At 68.6% G+C, this 17048-nt stretch carries 15 protein-coding genes; 9 read left to right on the top strand and 6 right to left on the bottom strand.

What is annotated here, in order from left to right:
- Positions 1-5: 5 nt before the first annotated feature.
- From JJQ90_RS23715 to JJQ90_RS23695, 5 genes are all read right to left on the bottom strand, one after another.
- Positions 6-707, bottom strand: coding sequence for an ABC transporter ATP-binding protein (locus tag JJQ90_RS23715; protein ID WP_216878759.1), 702 nt, complete (start codon positions 705-707; stop codon positions 6-8).
- Complete coding sequence (locus JJQ90_RS23710; protein ID WP_216878758.1) at positions 700-1446, bottom strand: ABC transporter ATP-binding protein; 747 nt, start codon at positions 1444-1446, stop codon at positions 700-702. Before JJQ90_RS23710 ends, JJQ90_RS23715 begins: the two co-directional genes overlap by 8 nt.
- Positions 1443-2462 carry a branched-chain amino acid ABC transporter permease gene (locus JJQ90_RS23705; RefSeq protein ID WP_216878757.1) on the bottom strand — a complete coding sequence of 340 codons (1020 nt, stop codon included), beginning with the start codon at positions 2460-2462 and terminating at the stop codon, positions 1443-1445. The genes JJQ90_RS23710 and JJQ90_RS23705 overlap by 4 nt, the downstream gene beginning before the upstream one ends.
- On the bottom strand, positions 2459-3337 hold the full coding sequence (locus tag JJQ90_RS23700) for a branched-chain amino acid ABC transporter permease (RefSeq protein WP_216878756.1): 879 nt from the start codon (positions 3335-3337) through the stop codon (positions 2459-2461). Before JJQ90_RS23700 ends, JJQ90_RS23705 begins: the two co-directional genes overlap by 4 nt.
- 65 nt (positions 3338-3402) lie before the next feature.
- Positions 3403-4617 (bottom strand): ABC transporter substrate-binding protein, encoded by a 1215-nt coding sequence (locus tag JJQ90_RS23695; protein WP_216878755.1) that lies wholly within the window; start codon positions 4615-4617, stop codon positions 3403-3405.
- 233 nt (positions 4618-4850) lie between these two features.
- Here JJQ90_RS23695 and JJQ90_RS23690 point away from each other — a divergent pair, with 233 nt between their 5' ends.
- The 8 genes from JJQ90_RS23690 (at position 4851) to JJQ90_RS23655 (ending at position 14970) form a co-directional block, all read left to right on the top strand.
- On the top strand, positions 4851-5042 hold the full coding sequence (locus JJQ90_RS23690) for a hypothetical protein (protein ID WP_216878754.1): 192 nt from the start codon (positions 4851-4853) through the stop codon (positions 5040-5042).
- 3 nt (positions 5043-5045) lie between these two features.
- Positions 5046-5942 (top strand): DMT family transporter, encoded by an 897-nt coding sequence (locus JJQ90_RS23685; RefSeq protein ID WP_230410937.1) that lies wholly within the window; start codon positions 5046-5048, stop codon positions 5940-5942.
- Between the two features lie 131 nt (positions 5943-6073).
- Positions 6074-7093 (top strand): ABC transporter substrate-binding protein, encoded by a 1020-nt coding sequence (locus tag JJQ90_RS23680; protein ID WP_230410936.1) that lies wholly within the window; start codon positions 6074-6076, stop codon positions 7091-7093.
- A 162-nt stretch (positions 7094-7255) separates the two neighbouring features.
- Entirely contained in the window at positions 7256-8746 is a 1491-nt protein-coding gene (locus JJQ90_RS23675; RefSeq protein ID WP_216878752.1) for an amidohydrolase family protein, read from the top strand.
- A gap of 134 nt (positions 8747-8880) precedes the next feature.
- Positions 8881-9660: an SDR family NAD(P)-dependent oxidoreductase gene (locus JJQ90_RS23670; protein ID WP_216878751.1), complete on the top strand. Its 780-nt coding sequence runs from the start codon at positions 8881-8883 to the stop codon at positions 9658-9660.
- 2 nt (positions 9661-9662) lie between these two features.
- Positions 9663-11096, top strand: coding sequence for a dihydroorotase (locus JJQ90_RS23665; RefSeq protein WP_216878750.1), 1434 nt, complete (start codon positions 9663-9665; stop codon positions 11094-11096).
- Positions 11097-11151: 55 nt separating this feature from the next.
- Positions 11152-12108, top strand: a complete 957-nt coding sequence (phnD, locus tag JJQ90_RS23660) for a phosphate/phosphite/phosphonate ABC transporter substrate-binding protein (protein WP_216878749.1) — start codon at positions 11152-11154, stop codon at positions 12106-12108.
- A 120-nt stretch (positions 12109-12228) separates the two neighbouring features.
- Complete coding sequence (locus JJQ90_RS23655) at positions 12229-14970, top strand: Calx-beta domain-containing protein (RefSeq protein ID WP_216878748.1); 2742 nt, start codon at positions 12229-12231, stop codon at positions 14968-14970.
- 188 nt (positions 14971-15158) lie between these two features.
- Here JJQ90_RS23655 and JJQ90_RS23650 read toward each other — a convergent pair whose 3' ends face one another.
- The gene (locus JJQ90_RS23650; protein WP_216878747.1) at positions 15159-16145 is read right to left on the bottom strand and encodes a Bug family tripartite tricarboxylate transporter substrate binding protein; all 987 of its coding nucleotides are present in this window, start codon (positions 16143-16145) and stop codon (positions 15159-15161) included.
- A gap of 116 nt (positions 16146-16261) precedes the next feature.
- On the opposite strand from JJQ90_RS23650, the gene JJQ90_RS23645 reads away from it, so the two are divergent.
- Positions 16262-17002 (top strand): aspartate/glutamate racemase family protein, encoded by a 741-nt coding sequence (locus tag JJQ90_RS23645; protein ID WP_216878746.1) that lies wholly within the window; start codon positions 16262-16264, stop codon positions 17000-17002.
- The last annotated feature ends 46 nt before the right edge of the window (positions 17003-17048 follow it).

Here is a 17048-nt window from a genome sequence, read left to right as displayed (position 1 = left end):
TTCCCCTAAAGTCCCAGGTAGGCGCGTTTCAGTTCCGGATTCTCGCGCACCTCGCTGCTGCGGCCGGACAGGGCAAATTGCCCATGTTCCAGCACATAGGCGCGCTGCGCGAGATCCAGCGACTGGGCGACATTCTGTTCGACCAGCATGATCGCCAGCCCTTCGTCATGCAGGCGGCGGATCAAGGCGAACATCTCCTCCACCAGCAGCGGCGACAGGCCGAGCGAGGGCTCGTCCAGGATCAGCAGCCTCGGCTCCGCCATCATGCCACGGCCGATGGCCAGCATCTGCTGCTCGCCGCCCGAGAGCGTGCCGGCCGCCTGCGCCACACGTTCGCGCAGCCGCGGGAAAGTCGCAAAAACCTTCTCCAGGTTTTTCCCGCGATTGGCCTTGGCGCGGCGGTAGGACCCGAGTTCCAGATTCTCCCGCACGTTCAGATTGGGGAAGATCTTGCGGCCTTCGGGGACCTGGATCAGCCCGCGCGCCATCACCTGCGACGGTGACAGGCCGGTGATGCGTTCGCCGGCGAAGCGCACCTCCCCGCCGCGCGGCTTCACCAGGCCGGACAGCACCATGTTCAGCGTCGTCTTGCCGGCACCGTTGGAGCCCAGCACCGCGACGATCTCGCCGGCCGAGACGTCCAGCGAGACGCCTTCCAGCACCCGCGTCAGCCCATAGCCCGCGACCAGGTCCCGCACTTCAAGCATGCGTGCCCCCTGACAGACGGCTGGCGGCGCCATGGCCGAGATAGGCCTCGACCACGGCCGGCGTGGCGACGACCTCGGCCGGCGTGCCGCTGGCGATGATGCGTCCCTGGGCCAGCACATGCACGGATTCACACAGGTTCATCACGGCCTGCATGACGTGCTCGATCATCAGCACCGTCACGCCGGAATCGCGGATGGCACGGACCACCGGCACGATATCCCGCACCTCGCTGGGGTTGAGCCCAGCCAGCACCTCATCCAGCAGCAGCAGTTTCGGCTGCGTGGCCAGCGCCTTGCCCAGTTCCACGCGCTTGCGGCCGGAGACGGTGAGCGCGGCGGCGGGCTTGTCGAGTTCCGCCGTCAGCCCGACCTGTTCCGCCACCTGTTCGGCCAGCGCGATCGCATCGGCGCGGCGCTTGTGGCGCAGGAAGGCGCCGACCGCGATGTTTTCGCGCACCGAGAGGCCGGCGAAGGGCTGCACGATCTGGAAGGTGCGGGACAGTCCCTCGGCGGCCAGCAGATGCGGCGGCCGCGCGGTGATCTCCGCGCCGCGCCAGACCACCTGGCCGCTGGTCGGCTTCTGGAAGCCGGAGACGATGGCAAACAGCGTGGTCTTGCCGGCGCCATTCGGCCCGATGAGCCCGGTGATGCTGCCCTCGGCCACGTCGAAACTCGCATCCGACACAGCCATCAACCCGCCGAAACGCATCGAGACGTTGCGAACCTCAAGGAAGCTCATCGCCGTTCTCGCTGTGCGCTGCGCCGCCGCCTGATCCGCAGAATGAAGACGATTTGAAGATCAGGATCGTACGAACGAAACTGTCGCCACAGGAAACTGGCAAAATGCCGGGGCGGGAAGCGCACCACCAGGATCAGCAGGATGCCGTAGATCACCAGGTCGATGCCGGGGATGCGGCCGACCATCATGCGCGTCGCCTCCGCCAGCGTGTGCAGGATGACCGCGCCGATCACCGGCCCGAAGACGGTGCCCGCGCCACCGATGATCGGCGCCAGCAGCGCTTCCACGCTGATCCAGGCACCATAGGCGATGGTGCTGTCGAGATAGAGGAAATACTGCGCGTAGAGCCCGCCCGCCGCGCCGGTCATCGCCGCCGACAAGGTGATGGCGGAGAGCTTCACCCGCAGCGCATCGACGCCCACGGCCCGCGCCGCCTCCTCATTCTCCCGCACCGCGACCAACTGCGCACCAAGGCGGGAGCGTTCCAGCGCACGAGTCATCAGCAGCGCCAGGACGACCAGCGCCAGCACCACCAGATAGAACCAGCCGCGCGATTCGAACTGGAAATTGGCCGCCCGCTGGTCCAGCGGAATCAGCAAACCAGCCGCGCCGCCGGTGAATTCGACGGCGTTGGACAGCACCCGGAAGACCTCGGCGAAGGCCAGGGTGACGAGCGCGAAATAGCTGCCGCGCAAGCCAGAGCGAAACGACAGAAAACCGATCAACCAACCCACCAGCGCGGCGAGCGCGATGCCGGCCAGGAAGGTGACGTACGGGTTCACGCCGTAGCGCACCTGCAGCACCGCCGTGACATAGGCGCCCGTGCCGAAGAAGGCCGCATGTCCGAAGGAATACTGTCCGCCGAACCCACCGAGGATGTTCCACCCCTGCGCCGCAAGGCAAAGGATCAGCGTGAAGATCGCAAAATTCATCAGCGTACCGGCGGTGACGAAGACCGGCAACAGCGCCGCCACCGCGCCGAACAGCAGGATCGGCCAGACATCCTTCGCGGTCATGCCTTGGCCCCGAACAGACCGGTCGGCTTGAACAGCAGCACCAGGATGAAGATCACGAAGATGCCGAGCTGCCCGAGGCTGTCGCCGAGATACAGGCCCGAAAGGCTCTCCACCACGCCGATCGCCAGCCCGCCCAGCAGCGCGCCGGGGACGCTGCCCATGCCGCCCAGCACCACGATGGTGAAGGCCACCAGCACGAAGGCATTGCCCACGCGCGGATTCACATAGAAGGACGGCAGCAGCAGGCAGGCGGCCACTGCCAGGCAGGCGGTGCCGATGCCGAAGGTCACGGCATAGACATGGCCGACATCGATGCCGACCAGCGCCGCCCCGGTGCGTTCCTTGGCCACCGCGCGAATCGCCCGCCCGGTATCCGTCATCCGCAGCAGCACGAACAACACGGCGGCCACCACGAAGGCCACGCCGAAGCCGACCACGCGTGGGAAGGACAGCAGCATGGGTCCGGCCTCGATCACCTCCATCGCGTAGTCCACCTGCACCGACAGCGTGTCAGAGCGGAAGATCGCCAGCATGGCGTTCTCCAGCACGATGGACAGGCCCAGCGTCACCAGCAGGATGTTCTGGTCATTGCCACCGCTCGCCGGGCCGATGACCAGCCGCTGCACGCCATAGCCCAGCGCGAAGAAGATCGGCACCAGCGGCAGGATGGCCACGTAGGGGTCCAGCCCGAAGGCGGCCCAGGCCACCCAGGCCGCATACATCGCCAGCGTCAGCAAGGCGCCATGCGCGAAGTTGATGATATGCAGCACGCCATAGACCAGCGTGAGGCCGAGCGCGACGAGGCCGTAGACAGCCCCGGTGAGGAGGCCGTTCGCCACGGCCTCCATCACGATCTCAGGTGGAAAGGACCGCATGCGGCGCGCCTAGTTCCAGGCGCGCCGAACGGCCGACGCCCGACGTCTGAGGGTCATCAAAAACCTCAGGCCGGCCAGGGGAAGACGGGCTGCGCGTCGGCGAAGTCGGTCGGGAAGATCACCTTGATGTCGTTGCCCTGGATCTGCGTGTTCACCGCCTGCCCCGCCTGGTTCTGGCCGTTGACGAAGCGCGTCGGGCCATAGGGCATGATGTGGCGGTCGAACTTGCCATCGGTCGCGGCCAGCGCGTCGATCACCTTGGCGCGGTCGGCGGCACCGGCGCGTTCCAGCGCATCGGCCACCAGCATCACGGCCGAATAGTTCATCGGCGTGTTGTACAGCCAGAAGCGGTTCTGCGCCTCCACCGTGCGGCGCAGCTCCGCCGTCTTCGGCTTGCGCGGATCGGCCCAGTGGTTCACGTCCATCACCAGGTTCGCCGCATCCGGGAATTCCCGCACGAAGCGGTAGTTGGACGCCGCGCCGTTCAGCACGCAGTAGATGCCCTTCGGCCGGATGCGGCGCTGCTGAAGCGTGCGGCTCAGCAGCACGAATTCGGCGTAGTAGCTGGACGGGATGATCAGGTCCGGGTTCAGGCTGCGGATGCGCAGCGCGATGTTGGACATGTCGCGCGCAGGCGTCGGGTGGCTGATCGTCTCCAGCACCTCGAAGCCGCGCTTCGGCAGCTCCGTGCCCATCAGCCGCGCCATGCCCGAGCCGAACAGCCCGTCCTCATGCACCACGACCACGGTCTTGGCCGGCTTGCCCGCGGCGTCGTTCAGCTTGGCGAGGTTGTCGAGCGCTGCGGCGGTGATGCTGCCGAAGCCCGGGGAGAAGCGGAAGGTGTTCTTCAACCCGCGCGTGACGATGGCATCCGAGACGCCGACATCCGCCACGTAAGGAAGGTCGTAGCGCGACGCGGCCTGGGAGGAGGCGAGGCAGATCGGGCTGGCGAAGCCGCCGACCACGGCCACCACACCCTCCGCCTGCATGCGCTCGACCTCGGCCGTGCCGCCCTCGGGCGAGGAGCGGGCATCGCCGAAGACCATCTGGATCTGCGCGCCGCCGAGGGCCTTGATGCCGCCCGTGGCGTTGATCTCGGCAGTCGCCAGCTCGGCGCCGAGGCGGCCATATTCGCCGTCCTGCGCCAGCGCGCCGGTGACGGGCTGGAGGATGCCGAGCTTGATGGCGGCGGGCTGCGCGCGCAGCATGGCGGGCGCCGCCAGGGCGCCGGCGGCCCCCAGCAATACGGCGCGGCGGGAAGGCTGGAATGCGTTGGGCATCTTTGTCGGTTCCCTTGCTCGTCCCTGTCGCGCGGTGACCGCGCTGGGACGCTATCTGCGCCGAGCGGGGTTTTTGGGCAAGCTGTCCGGACAAGCGGCCGGCGTCGGGCAGGCGCAATCTGCCCCGGGCATGGGCAGATGCCAACGCCGTGGGCGGCCCATTGCCCGCGTTGACGCCCGGCGTCCCTGCCCCTAACCCCGTGGCGCAACAACAGCCCGGGAAGGTCACGCCGATGCGCTCGCATGAGGGGCAGTTCTCCGACAATCGCCCGATCCGCCGCTCGCCCCAGGAAAAGCGCCGCCTGCTGGCGGAGCTGAAGGAAACGCTGGCCGGCATCAAGCCCCACAACTCCCCCGCTCTGCGGACCACCCTGATCGCCAGGATCAAGGAGCTGGAGGCGGAGCTGGCGCCGGAACGCCGATAATCCATGCGGGCGGTGTCCCCATCCCCGGAGGGACGCCGCCTGCTGGCCGGCATGGGGCTGATGCTGGGCTGCTGCCTGTTCTTCGCCGGGATGAATGCCTGCTTCCGCGCCGCGATGCAGGATGGCCTTCCGGTGCCGCTGGTGCCCTTCGCACGCGGTGTCTTCACCACCCTGGTCATGCTGCCCTGGATGCTGCGCCTTGGCCTGCCGGCCCTCGCCACCCGCCGGCCCGGCGCCCATCTGGCGCGCTGCGCCACAGGCTCGGCCAGTTTCCTGCTTTCCATGTTCGCGCTGCTCTGGCTGCCGCTGGCCGATGCGGTGGCGATCCTGCATGCCAAGCCGCTCTGGGCGCTGCCGCTGGCCTTTCTGCTGCTGGGCGAGAAGGTGGGCTGGGACCGGGCCATCGCCGCGGCGATGGGATTCGCCGGCGTGCTGGTGGTGGTGGGCCCGGGGATAAGCCTGGATTCGGCCTCCACGGCCGGAACCCTGGCGGCGCTCGCGGGTAGCGCCTGCGGGGCCGGGGTGCTGGTGGCCGTGAAGAACCTGTCCTCCACCGAGCCGCCGGCCCGGGTCGTCGCCTGGTATGCCATCTGCTCCGTGCTGATCTGGGGGCCGGTTTCCGCCTTCGTCTGGCAGACCCCCTCCCCACGCGCCCTGCTGTTCCTGGTGGCCGGGTCGGCCTTTGCCATGATGGGCGATTTCCTCGCCTCCTGGGCCGCGCGACGCTCGCCGGTGGGGCTGCTGGCGCCCATCGAATATGTGCAGATTCCCGCCGCGGCGATGATCGGCCTGCTGGCTTTCGGCGAGGCGCCGGGCTGGGGGCTGTTCTGGGGCACCCTCATCATGGTGGGGGCAACGCTGTACCTGGCGCAGCGCAGCCAGCGCCGCATCCCGGGCTGACAGCCCAGGGACTGGACAGGCCGCCCGGAAATTGGGCAGTTTTGGTTGCCAGCCGGCCCCTCCGCCCCTGTCAGGGCGGTGACAGATCACATTTCCCGGCTATGGTGCGGGCAACCGAGGAGGACCCCCCGATGCTCAACCGTCGTACCCTGATGGCCGCCGCCGCCGGCACCACGCTCGCCCTTCCCGCCATCCGCACCGCGCAGGCCCAGACCGCCATCCGCTTCACCCTGGACTGGGCGCTTCAGGGCAACCACGGCATGTGGGCCCTGGCCGAGGATCGCGGCATCTTCCGGCGCGAGCAGCTCGCCGTCCGCATGGATCGCGGCTTCGGCTCGGGCGATGCGCTCGTGAAGGTGGGCTCCGGCGCCTATGACATCGGCTTCGCAGATTTCTCCGGCGCGGTGAAGTTCAACGCGGAGAATCCGAACAGCCGGCTGGTGATGCTGTACCCGGTCTTCGACCGCACGGCGGCCGCCATCGTCACCATGAAGGGGCGCGGCATCGAGAAGCCGCAGGATGTCGCCGGCAAGAGCCTGGGCGCGCCGGAGGGCGAAGGTTCGCGCCTGCTGTTCCCGGCCTTCGCCAAGGTCGCCGGCATCGACGCCTCCCGCGTCCGCTGGACCTCGATGGCCGCGAACCTGCGCGACACCATGCTGCGCACCGGCCAGGTGGATGCGGTGACGGGCTTCCTCTTCACCGTGCATTTCAACCTGGTCGGCCTCGGCATCCCGGAGGACAACATCCTCTCCTGGCCCTATGCCGAGCATGGCCTCGACCTCTACGGCTCGGGCGTGTTTGTCCGCGCCGAGTGGCTGGAGCGGAACCAGGAGGTGGCGGCGCGCTTCGTGAAGGCCTCGATCGACGGCCTGAAGCTGCTGCTGAACGACGTGCCGGGCGGCATGGCGGCGCTGAAGCGGCGCGAGGCGCTGTTCGACGAGGCGCTGGAATCCCGCCGCTTCGCGATGACCCGCGACCGCTCCATCATCACGCCGAACAGCCGTGCCGGCGGCATGGGCCATCTCGACATGGCCCGCGCGCAGCAGCTCGTGCAGGTGAATGCCGAAGCGCTGGGCGTCGCCAATCCGCCGAGCGCCGAGAGCATGTTCACCGACCGCTACCTGCCGCCGAAGTCCGAACGGATGTTTTGATACGGCCGGCCTTCGGCCGCCCGTATCAGAGTCTTTTTTGTGCCCTCAGGCGCCGGGCGCCGGCTCCGCCGACTTGGCTTCGCCGCATGAGCGGCGGCGGCCAGTCGGCCGCTCGGCCGGTGCAAAACGCACCGGCCGCATGTCACGCGAGGCTTTGAAAGCATGTCCAAAACGCTGCTGACCGGCGCCCGTGTTCTGGCGCCGGATGCGCTGTCCACCAGCTACCAGGACGTGCTGGTCGAGGACGGCAAGATCGCCGCGCTGCTGCCGCCTGGTACGCAGGTGGAGTCCGCGCAGACCCATGACGCCCAAAGCCGCCTCATCATCCCCGGCCTGGTGAATGGCCATACCCATGGCCATGGCGGCCTCGCCAAGGGCTCGGGCGACAAATGGGACCTGGCGCTGCTGCTGGCCCATGCGCCCTGGGTCACCGGCGGGCGGCTGCTGCAGGACAAGTACCTGTCCTCCGCGCTCAACGCCGTGGAGAACCTGAAGAAGGGCTGCACCGCGGTCTATGACCTGCCCTCCGAAATCCCGCTGCCCACCGCCGAGGGGCTGGATGCGATGGCGGAGGCCTATGCCGCCGTCGGCATCCGCGCCGTGCTGGCGCCGATGCTGGGTGACCTCACCTTTTTCCAGGCAACGCCCGGCCTGATCGAGAGCCTGCCCGAGCCCTTCCGCAGCAAGGTCGCCGCGATGTCCGCCGCGCCGGCGGCGCAGACCCTGGGCGCGATGGACGCCATCGCCCGCGGCTGGTCGCATGGCGGGCGGCACATCCGCTTCGGCGTGGCGCCCACCATCCCGCTGCACGGCACCGACGATTTCCTGAAGGCCTGCCGCAAGCTTGCCGCCGAGCATGGGCTGCCGATGCAATCCCACGTCGCGGAAAGCCGCTACCAGGCCGCGGGCGGCGAAATCCGCTACGACGGCGCGACGCTGCTCGGCCATATGGACAGGCTGGGCCTGGTCGGCCCCTGGTTCAGCGTGGCGCATGGCGTCTGGCTGACCGAGGACGACCTGGCGCTGCTGGCGGAACGCGGCGCCGGCATCTCGCACAATCCCGGCGCCAATATGCGGCTGGCCTCCGGCATCGCGCCGGTGCGCAAGGCATTGGCTGCTGGTGTCACGGTGGGCATCGGCACCGATGGCTCCTCCTCCTCCGACAACCAGAACATGTTCGAGGCCATGCGCCTCGCCGCCTTCGCCTCCCGCCTGTGGGAGGATGCCGAGGATGACGACTGGCTCGGCACGGCGGAGACGGTGCGGCTGGCGACCCAGGGCTCCTCCAAGCTCATGGGGCTGGAGGGCGGCACCATCGAGGTGGGGCGCAATGCGGACCTCGTGCTGCTCGACCTGGACCATGTGAACTGGGCGCCGCTGAACGATGCGGCGAACCAGATGGTCTGGACCGAGGATGGCAGCGCCGTCGCCGATGTCATGGTCGCCGGCCAATGGCGGCTGCGCGACCGCCGCGTGCTCGGCGTGGATGAGGCGAAGCTGGCGCGGGAGGCGAATGCCGCCGCGGAGCGCCTGCGCGGCGTGAATGCCGGGGCGCGCGAATGGTGCGAGGCGGTGGCGCCGCATGTGGCCTGCCATTGCCGGGCCATGGCCAAGGGCTGGACGCGGTCGAAGCGCCTGCTGAAGGCGGAGTGATAGCCCTCTCCCCCCACTTAGGGGGGAGAGGGATGGGTGAGAGGGGCGTGGCCGCCGGTCGATGAAGCCCCCCTCACCCCGGCCCTCTCCCCCTGTCAGGGGGAGAGGGAGGTACTGATGGGGGAGAGGACACCATGCTGTTGAAGGATCGCGTGGCGGTGGTGACCGGCCCCGCCAAGGGCATGGGCGCCGCCTGCACCCTGCTGCTGGCCGAACACGGCGCCGACCTGGCCCTGGTCGGCCGCGACACCGCCGCCATCGAACCGGTCGCCGAACAGGTCCGCGCCATGGGCCGCCGCGCCGAGATTTTTGGGTGCGACCTGATGGATGCGGCCAGCGTGGACGCCATGGCCAAGGCCGTGCTCGCCAGCTTCACCCGCTGCGACGCATTGATCAACATCGCCGGCGGCCGTGGCCCCCTCGGCAAGACGTTCTGGGAGACGACGCCGGAGGAATTCGACGAGATCCTGCGCCTGAACGTGACCGGCTGCTTCCTCACCATGCGCGCCTTCGCGCCGATCATGATCGCGGCCAGGTCGGGAAAAATCGTCAATGTCGGCGGCACCTTCGGCATGCGCGGCCGCGCCGGGCGCGCCGGCTATTCCGCCAGCAAATGGGGCCTGCGCGGGCTGACGAAATCCGCGGCGCTGGAGCTCGGCCCGCACAATGTGAATGTGAACTGCGTCGCCCCCGGCATGGTGGAGGGCGATCGCTTCGACAACGTGCTCGCCACCATGGCGCGGAAGGAGGGCATCAGCCTCGATGAGGCGCGCGTGAAGCATGCCAGCGAATACGCGCTGCGCCGCATCAGCACCGATGTGGATGTCGCCAATGCCGTGCTGTTCTTCGCCTCCGACCTGTCGCGCCAGACCACGGGGCAGGATTTCACCGTCGATGGCGGCTGGGTGATCTGATCATGACCGAACTCTACGCCGACCTGCTCATCACCGGCGGCACCGTGGTCAACGAGACCGGCCGCTTCGCCGCCGATGTCGCCGTGAAGGATGGGCTGATCGTCTTCGTCGGCCATCGCGACTTCGCGCCGCGCGCAAGGCGCACCATGGCGGCGGCTGGCAAATTCGTCATCCCCGGCGCCATCGACGTGCACACGCACATCCGTGAACCCGGCATGACGCAGAAGGAGGATTGGACCACCGGCACGCGCGCCGCCGCCGCCGGGGGCGTCACCACCATCTTCGACATGCCGAACACCGACCCGCCGGTCTGGTCGCTCGATGCGCTGGCCATCAAGCAGGAAGCGGCCGCCCGCCAGGCGCATGTGAATTACGGCCTGTACGGCCTGCTCGACGAGCGCGCGCTGGATGCGATCGAGCCGCTGGCCGAGGCCGGCGTCATCGCCTTCAAGCTGTTCTACGGCAATACCACCGGCAACCTGCCCGCGCCCAATGACGGCGCGGTGCTGGAAGGCTTCGAAATCCTGGCCAGCCTCGGCCTGCGCTGCACCATCCATGCGGAGAACTCGCCGATCCTGTTCTGGCGGGAGAACCGGATGAAGGCGGCGGGCCGGGACGATGCCTTCGCGCATCTGGCGGCGCGGGCCGATATCGCGGCGCTGGAAAGCCTCAACCGCTCCATCACTTTGTCCGAATGGACCGGGGCGCGCATCCATATCGCGCATGAATCCTGCATGCGCTCCATCCCCATCATCCGGGATGCCAAGGCGCGCGGCGTGCCGATCACGGTGGAGACAGGCCCGCAATACTTCCTGCTCGCCGCCGAGGATCTGGTTGGCGACAAGGCCCGCATCGCCCGCCTGAACCCGCCGATCCGGGAGGGTGCGCAGCGGGCGCCGATCTTCCAGGCGCTGCTCGACGGCACCATCGACATGATCGGCACCGACCACGCGCCGCATGCCATGGCGGAAAAGCAGCATGCCAGCTTCTGGGACAATGCCTGCGGTTTCCCCGGTGTCGAGACCTCCATGCGTCTCATGCTGACGCAGGTGCATCAGGGCCGCATGAGCATGGAGCAGTATATCCGCATGGCCTGCGTCGCCCCGGCCAAGGCCTTCGGGCTCTTCCCGCGCAAGGGCGTAATCCAGCCCGGCGCCGATGCCGACATCACCGTGGTCGACCCGGCGAAGGAGGGTGTGATCCGTGGCGCGGAGCTGCACAGCACGCGCAGCCTGTTCACCCCCTTCGAGGGGATGGAGACGGTGGGCATGCCGGTCGCCACCATCGTGCGCGGCCGCATCGTCATGGAAGGCGGCACGGTGGTGGAGGCCGCCGGCTGGGGCCGGATGGAACGGCCGGAGATGCCGAAGCCCGAACCGCGCAACCTGGCGACGACGACCAAGGCGATCCTGCGCCCCGACGCCCAATCCTGGTGATTCGCGCGGAGTGTCACGCTACTGTCTCCGTCCCGTCACCGAGGCACCCGCACCCATGCTGATCCGCCGTCGCGCCTTGATCGCCGCCGCCGCCCTCACCCCCCTCGCCGCGCAGGCCCAGGCGCCGGCCATGCCCGCCAAGGGCCGCCGCCCCTGGGCGGAGCAACTGCCACAAATCCGCATCGGCATTCTGGGTGGGGAGAATGAGGCGGATCGGATCGGCCGCTACGGCGCCTACGGCCGGTTGATCGAGGAGACCTTCGGCGTCCCCGTGCGGCTGTTCCAGGCCAGCGACTATTCCGGCGTGGTCCAGGCCTTTGCCGGCAAGCATATCGAGATGGCGTCCATGTCGCCGGCCGCCTATGCGGCGAGCTGGATGGAATCGAACGGCAATGTGGAACCCATCCTGGTGACGCAGGAAGCCGATGGCAGCACCAGCTACATCGCCGTCATGTACACCCGCGCCGATAGCGGCATCACCAGCATCGAGCAGATGCGCGGCCGCACCATGGCCTGGGCCGATCCGAACAGCGCCAGCGGCTACCTGATTCCGCGCGCGGAGCTGCGCGCCGCCGGGATCAATCCGGAACAGTTCTTCAGCCGCACCGGCTTCGCCGGCGGGCATGAACAGGCCATCGTCGCCGTCATGGGCCGGCAGTTCGATGCCGGCGTCACCTGGGCCTCGGGCGTCGGCGAGGCCTCCGAGGGCTTTTCGCGGGGCATGCTGCGGGCCACGGCGGAAAAGGGCCTTTTGAACATGCGCGACCTGCGCATCATCTGGCAGTCCCGCCCGATCAAGAACGGCCCGATCGTGGTCCGCAAGGACACGCCGGATGGCTTCAAGGCGGATATCACCGCCTTCCACCTGGCCCTGCCCGCCGCGCACCCGGAGATCCACCGCGCGGTGGAACGCGGCAATGTCATCGGCTGGGTACCGACGCAGCATTCCGACTACGAGGTCTTCGTGACCATGCGGCAGGAGGAGGCGGCCCAGCGCCGGAGGCGCAACTAGGAAGCCGCGCCGCCGGCGGAACTGACCCGCCTCCGCGAAATTCGATGAAACCGAAACGAGGTTGACGCTTTCCGCGCCAACCTCACTCTGTGCCGGACGTCCAGGAAACAGGAACCCGGCATGGCACTGTTGATCAATGGCTTCGGCGGCCCCGCGGGCTTCGGGGAGAATGCGCTGCCCGCCGATTCGCGCTGGAGCCTGGTGCCGATCGACCTGGCGGACTTTTTCAACGCCAGCTCCGGCCTCAAATTCCTCGGCAACTTCTATTCGGCGCTTTGGGTGAACCAGGATGGCTTCATCCAATTCCGCCCGGATACGGGGGAGCGCGCGGAACTGCCGGAGATCCCGCCGCAAGGCCCGGGCGTCGGCGTGCGGGAGACGATCACACCCATCCTGGCCCCCTTCTGGAGCCCGGTGGACACCGACCAGACTCCCCTGCCGACGAGCGAAGGCGGCACCTCCCGCGGCACCAATCTGGTCTGGTACGAGCTGGACGAGGCGACCGGCACCCTTGTCGTGACCTGGGACGATGTGTTGCCGGCCTCCGGCGGCGGCTCCGAGATCGACGATGCGGAAGGCCGCAACGCCTTCCAGCTCATCCTACGCCCCGCGACCAATCCGGGCGCCACATCGATCGATTTCGACGTGACCTTCCGCTACGAATCGCTGGAGTGGCCCTCCTTCAACTTCCGCGACAACCTGTTCTTCACCACCGTCGCCGGCCGCGCCGTGATGACGGATTTCGCCACCGTCCTCGACGGCGAGGTGGTCATCACCGAATTACCGCCGAGCCTGGATGCGGCGGAGGACCCGGAGGCGGCCGCCGCGCTGGTCACCACCGGCAATATCATCGGCCAGCCCGGCGTCTGGCACTACGCCTATCGCCAGGGCTGGGTGACGGCGGAGATCAGCGCCGAGGATGCCGTGGTGGTGGAAGGCACCGGGCCCGGCGCCACCTTCGCCGCGGTGGAGGTGCGCCTGGTGGCCGGCGTGCAGCACGAGGTCACGGTCACCTGGCAGGCGGTGAACCAGGCCGAGGGCCTCGGCTTCGCCAATGTCGAGGCCGACCTGCTGGCGACCAGCGGCAGCATCACCTTCGCGCCCGGCGAGACGCAGAAATCCATCTTCATCCCCATCGTCCGCGACGCGATCGATGAGGCCCTGCCCGGCCTGGGCTTCACCAACGAGACCTTCCGCCTGGAACTGTCGACCACGCCCGTCACCTTCCTGGCGCCGGGTGGCAGCATCCTGCTGAATGACAGCGTGGTGGTGACCATCACCGATGACGACACGCCGGTGGAAGGCGGCTTCCGCGTGGAAGACGCCAGCGTGGCCGAGGGCGGCGGAGAGCTGGTCTTCACCGTCACGCGCGGCGATGCCGCGGCGGCGGGCAGCGTCGACTTCAACATCACCGGGGTCGATGCCACCGCCGGCGCCGATTTCACCGCGCTCTCCGGCACCCTGGAATTCGCCGCCGGCGAGGCCAGCCGTACCATCCGCATCGGCATCCTCGATGACGGCCTGGTGGAGGCGGATGAGGCGCTGACCCTCACCCTGTCTAACGCCGTGGGCCAGCCGATCCTGGAAGGCAGTGCAACCGGCACCATCCTGGATGACGACAGCGGCCTGGTGATCCAGCCCGACCCGTCCTTCGTGCTGGAAGGCGAGAGCGACACCCCCATCACCTTCCAGTTCACCCGCAGCGGCGCCGATGTTGCCGTGGCCCGCACGCTCGGCTGGATTTTCGTGCCTGAGGGCCTCTCGCTGGCCGATTTCGCGCCGGGCACCGCCTTCTCCGGCACCGTCAGCTTCGCCGCCGGGGAGACGGCGCAGAGCGTGACACTGTTCCTGCTGGCCGATGACGTGACGGAGACGGTGCTGGAGGCCGGGCGCATGACGCTGATCCCGGCCGATGCCGCGCTCTATGCCAGCCTCGCCACCTTCGACTTGGGCACGCAGGACGCGCCGGACCCGCCGACGCCCGACCGCCGCCTGGGCACGGCCGGCGCCGATGCGATCAGCGGATTGGCCGGGAACGACACGCTGCTGGGCCTCGGCGGCGATGACCTGCTGCGCGGTGGTCGTGGCGATGACCGTGTCCTGGGCGGCGATGGCAACGATACGCTGGAGGGCGGCTTCGGCCGGGATCGCCTGCTCGGCGAGGCGGGCGATGACAGCCTCTCGGGCGGCGACGGGGACGACCTGCTGACCGGCGGCCTCGGCGCGGATACGCTGAGCGGCGATGCCGGCCGCGACACGCTGTCCGGTGGCGAGGACGGCGATGTGCTGTTCGGCGGCGCGGATCGCGACCGCCTGATGGGCGATGCCGGCGATGACAGCCTCGATGGCGGCGATGGCGAGGATCGCCTGTTCGGCGGCGATGGGCTCGACACGCTGTCCGGCGGCGATGGCGCCGACTACCTGCTCGGCCAGGCGGGCGCGGACCTGCTGATGGGTGGGGCCGGTGATGACGTTCTGCTGGGCGGCGCGGCGGATGACACGCTGGAAGGCGGGCTTGGCGCCGACCGGCTGCGCGGCGATGCCGGGCGCGATGTGTTCCGCTGGACGTCGCTGGAGGACAGCACACTGGCGGCGCGGGACCGGGTGCTGGATTTCGTGGTGGGGGAGGATCGCCTGGACTTCTCCGCAATCGATGGCGACCTCGCCTTGCCCGGTATCCAGGAATTCGTCCTGCTCGGCGCCGGGGGCTTCACGCCGGGCACGCCGGGGCTGCGCTTCCTGCATTTCGCCGGCAATACGGTGATCCAGCTCGACAGTGCGGACCAGGATCTGGTGCCGGAGATGTATGTGGTGATCTCCGGCCTGCATGAGCTGACAGCGGCGGATTTCATCCTGTCCTGAGAAAAGGGGGCGCAATGGCGCCCCCTCTTATACCAGCGGAGCGGTCTCTTGACCGGTCCGGGCGGCCGCCGCGGCTTATGCCGCGGAGCCAAGGAAACCGGAGGTTTCCGCCCGTCACGCCTTTGGCGTGCCTCCGGCACGACTGAGGGGCCCTGGAGCGGTCACGCGAAAGGGCCGTTGGTATTACGTCAATCCACCTGGGCGCCGGCCGCGCGCACGATCTGGCCCCAGCGAGCGATGTCCTGCTCATGCACCCGGCGGAATTCCTCCGGCGTGCGCACGGTCGACGGCGCGATGCCCTGGCTGTTCACCAGCCAGTCGCGGAATTCCGGCGCCTCGATGATCTTGCGGATCTCGGCGTTCAGGCGCTGCTGGATCGGCGCCGGCAGGCCGGGAGGGCCGAAGACGCCGTACCAGGTGGTGCTCTCGAAGCCCGGCAGGTTGCAGGCCTCGGCGATGGTCGGCACATCCGGCAATGCGGCCAGGCGCTGCGGGGTGGTCACGCCCAGCCCGCGCACGGCACCCTGGCGAATCATGCCCACCGAGGGACCGGCCTGGTTGAAGAACAGGTCGGTCTGCCCGCCGAGCAGGGACGCCATGGCCGGGCCCTGGCCGGGGAAGGGAATGTGCAGCATGTCGATCCCCGCCGTCGAGGCGAAGAGGGCGCCCGCCAGGTGGGTGGAAGCGCCATTGCCCGTGCTGGCATAGTTCAGCGCGCCGGGCCGTGCCTTGGCATCCGCCACCAGCGCCGCGCAATCGGTGTATTGCGGCCGGTGCTGCATGCTGGTGATCAGCACATTCGGCACATCGCCCAGATGCGCGATATGGGTCACGTCGCGCATCGGGTCGAAGGGCAGGCGGCGATACAGCGTGGCGTTGATGGCATGCGTGCCGGCGGTGCCGAACAGGATCAGGTACCCATCCGGCCGCGCCTGCGCGACATGGGCGGAGGCGATGTTGCCGCCGGCGCCGACGCGGTTGTTCACCACCACCGGCACGCCCAGCGCCTGGGACAGCGGCGCGGCGATGCGGCGGGCATAGATGTCCACGCCCGAGCCATTGGGAAAGCCGCCGAGGAATTCGATCGGTCGCGAAGGCCAGTTGTCCTGCGCCACGGCAGGGGCGGCGCCCATCAGGGCCAGCAGCGGCAGAAGAAGGCGATGTCGGAGTTTCATGGTTTTGGCATCCCGTTGGGCCTGTTTGACGGCACAAGGAACCGCCCCGGTGACTGGCGCGCAACCCCTTGCGTCGGGCGTCTGGACAGAAAGCGAAGCGAGGCTAGGCTTTGGCCATGCAAAACCTGTCCAATGCGCCGCGCCTCGCCCGTGGCGGCAAATCCATCTATGGCGCACCACTTGGCATCCTGATGCTGGAAGCGCGCTTTCCGCGAATCCCTGGCGACATGGGCAATGGCACGACCTGGCCCTTCCCCGTGCTGTTCCGCGTGGTGCGCGGCGCCAGTCCGGAGAAGGTGGTGCTTCAGGGTGCGCGCGGGCTGCTGCCGGATTTCATCGCCGCGGCGAAGGACCTGGTGGATCTGGGCGCGGAGGCCATCACCACCAATTGCGGCTTCCTGTCACTGTTCCAGGCGGAGCTGGCGGCGGCCGTGCAGGTGCCGGTGGCGACATCTTCCCTGATGCAGGTGCCCTGGGTGCAGGCCATGCTGCCGCCCGGCAAGCGTGTCGGCGTCATCACCGTCAGCCGCGGCTCGCTGACGCCCGCGCATCTCCAGGCCGCGAATGTGCCGCTGGACGTGCCGGTGGAGGGGACGGAGACGGGGCGCGAATTCTTCCGCGTGCTCATCAAGGCGGAGAAATCGGACCTGGATGTCGCTTTGGCCGAGCAGGACATCCTGGAGGCCGGGCGCGCCCTGGTGGCGCGACATCCGGAGGTCGGTGCGATCGTGCTGGAATGCACCAATATGCCGCCCTATGCGGCCGCCTTGCAGGCAGAACTCGGCCTGCCCGTCTTCGACATCTACACGCTGGTGTCCTGGCTTCAGGGCGGCCTGCGCCCGACCCGTTTCGGCTGAGACGCGATGACAGAAGAGGCGAAGGCCGGAACCGCGCGTTCCAACA

The organism is Falsiroseomonas oleicola, from assembly GCF_019029495.1.
Classification (GTDB): Bacteria; Pseudomonadota; Alphaproteobacteria; order Acetobacterales; family Acetobacteraceae; genus Falsiroseomonas; species Falsiroseomonas oleicola.
The sequence above is the reverse complement of the archived record's forward strand: the minus strand, read 5'-3'. Positions and strand labels throughout refer to the sequence as shown.

Excerpts from the sequence above, each read along its gene's own strand:
- JJQ90_RS23710 (WP_216878758.1), bottom strand. The coding sequence starts at position 1,446 with ATGAGCTTCCTTGAGGTTCGCAACGTCTCGATGCGTTTCGGCGGGTTG.
- JJQ90_RS23700 (WP_216878756.1), bottom strand. The coding sequence starts at position 3,337 with ATGCGGTCCTTTCCACCTGAGATCGTGATGGAGGCCGTGGCGAACGGC.
- JJQ90_RS23650 (WP_216878747.1), bottom strand. The coding sequence starts at position 16,145 with ATGAAACTCCGACATCGCCTTCTTCTGCCGCTGCTGGCCCTGATGGGC.
- JJQ90_RS23705 (WP_216878757.1), bottom strand. The coding sequence starts at position 2,462 with ATGACCGCGAAGGATGTCTGGCCGATCCTGCTGTTCGGCGCGGTGGCG.
- JJQ90_RS23675 (WP_216878752.1), top strand. The coding sequence starts at position 7,256 with ATGTCCAAAACGCTGCTGACCGGCGCCCGTGTTCTGGCGCCGGATGCG.
- JJQ90_RS23715 (WP_216878759.1), bottom strand. The coding sequence starts at position 707 with ATGCTTGAAGTGCGGGACCTGGTCGCGGGCTATGGGCTGACGCGGGTG.
- JJQ90_RS23655 (WP_216878748.1), top strand. The coding sequence starts at position 12,229 with ATGGCACTGTTGATCAATGGCTTCGGCGGCCCCGCGGGCTTCGGGGAG.
- JJQ90_RS23685 (WP_230410937.1), top strand. The coding sequence starts at position 5,046 with ATGCGGGCGGTGTCCCCATCCCCGGAGGGACGCCGCCTGCTGGCCGGC.
- JJQ90_RS23665 (WP_216878750.1), top strand. The coding sequence starts at position 9,663 with ATGACCGAACTCTACGCCGACCTGCTCATCACCGGCGGCACCGTGGTC.
- JJQ90_RS23695 (WP_216878755.1), bottom strand. The coding sequence starts at position 4,617 with ATGCCCAACGCATTCCAGCCTTCCCGCCGCGCCGTATTGCTGGGGGCC.
- JJQ90_RS23680 (WP_230410936.1), top strand. The coding sequence starts at position 6,074 with ATGCTCAACCGTCGTACCCTGATGGCCGCCGCCGCCGGCACCACGCTC.
- phnD (WP_216878749.1), top strand. The coding sequence starts at position 11,152 with ATGCTGATCCGCCGTCGCGCCTTGATCGCCGCCGCCGCCCTCACCCCC.
- JJQ90_RS23645 (WP_216878746.1), top strand. The coding sequence starts at position 16,262 with ATGCAAAACCTGTCCAATGCGCCGCGCCTCGCCCGTGGCGGCAAATCC.
- JJQ90_RS23690 (WP_216878754.1), top strand. The coding sequence starts at position 4,851 with ATGCGCTCGCATGAGGGGCAGTTCTCCGACAATCGCCCGATCCGCCGC.
- JJQ90_RS23670 (WP_216878751.1), top strand. The coding sequence starts at position 8,881 with ATGCTGTTGAAGGATCGCGTGGCGGTGGTGACCGGCCCCGCCAAGGGC.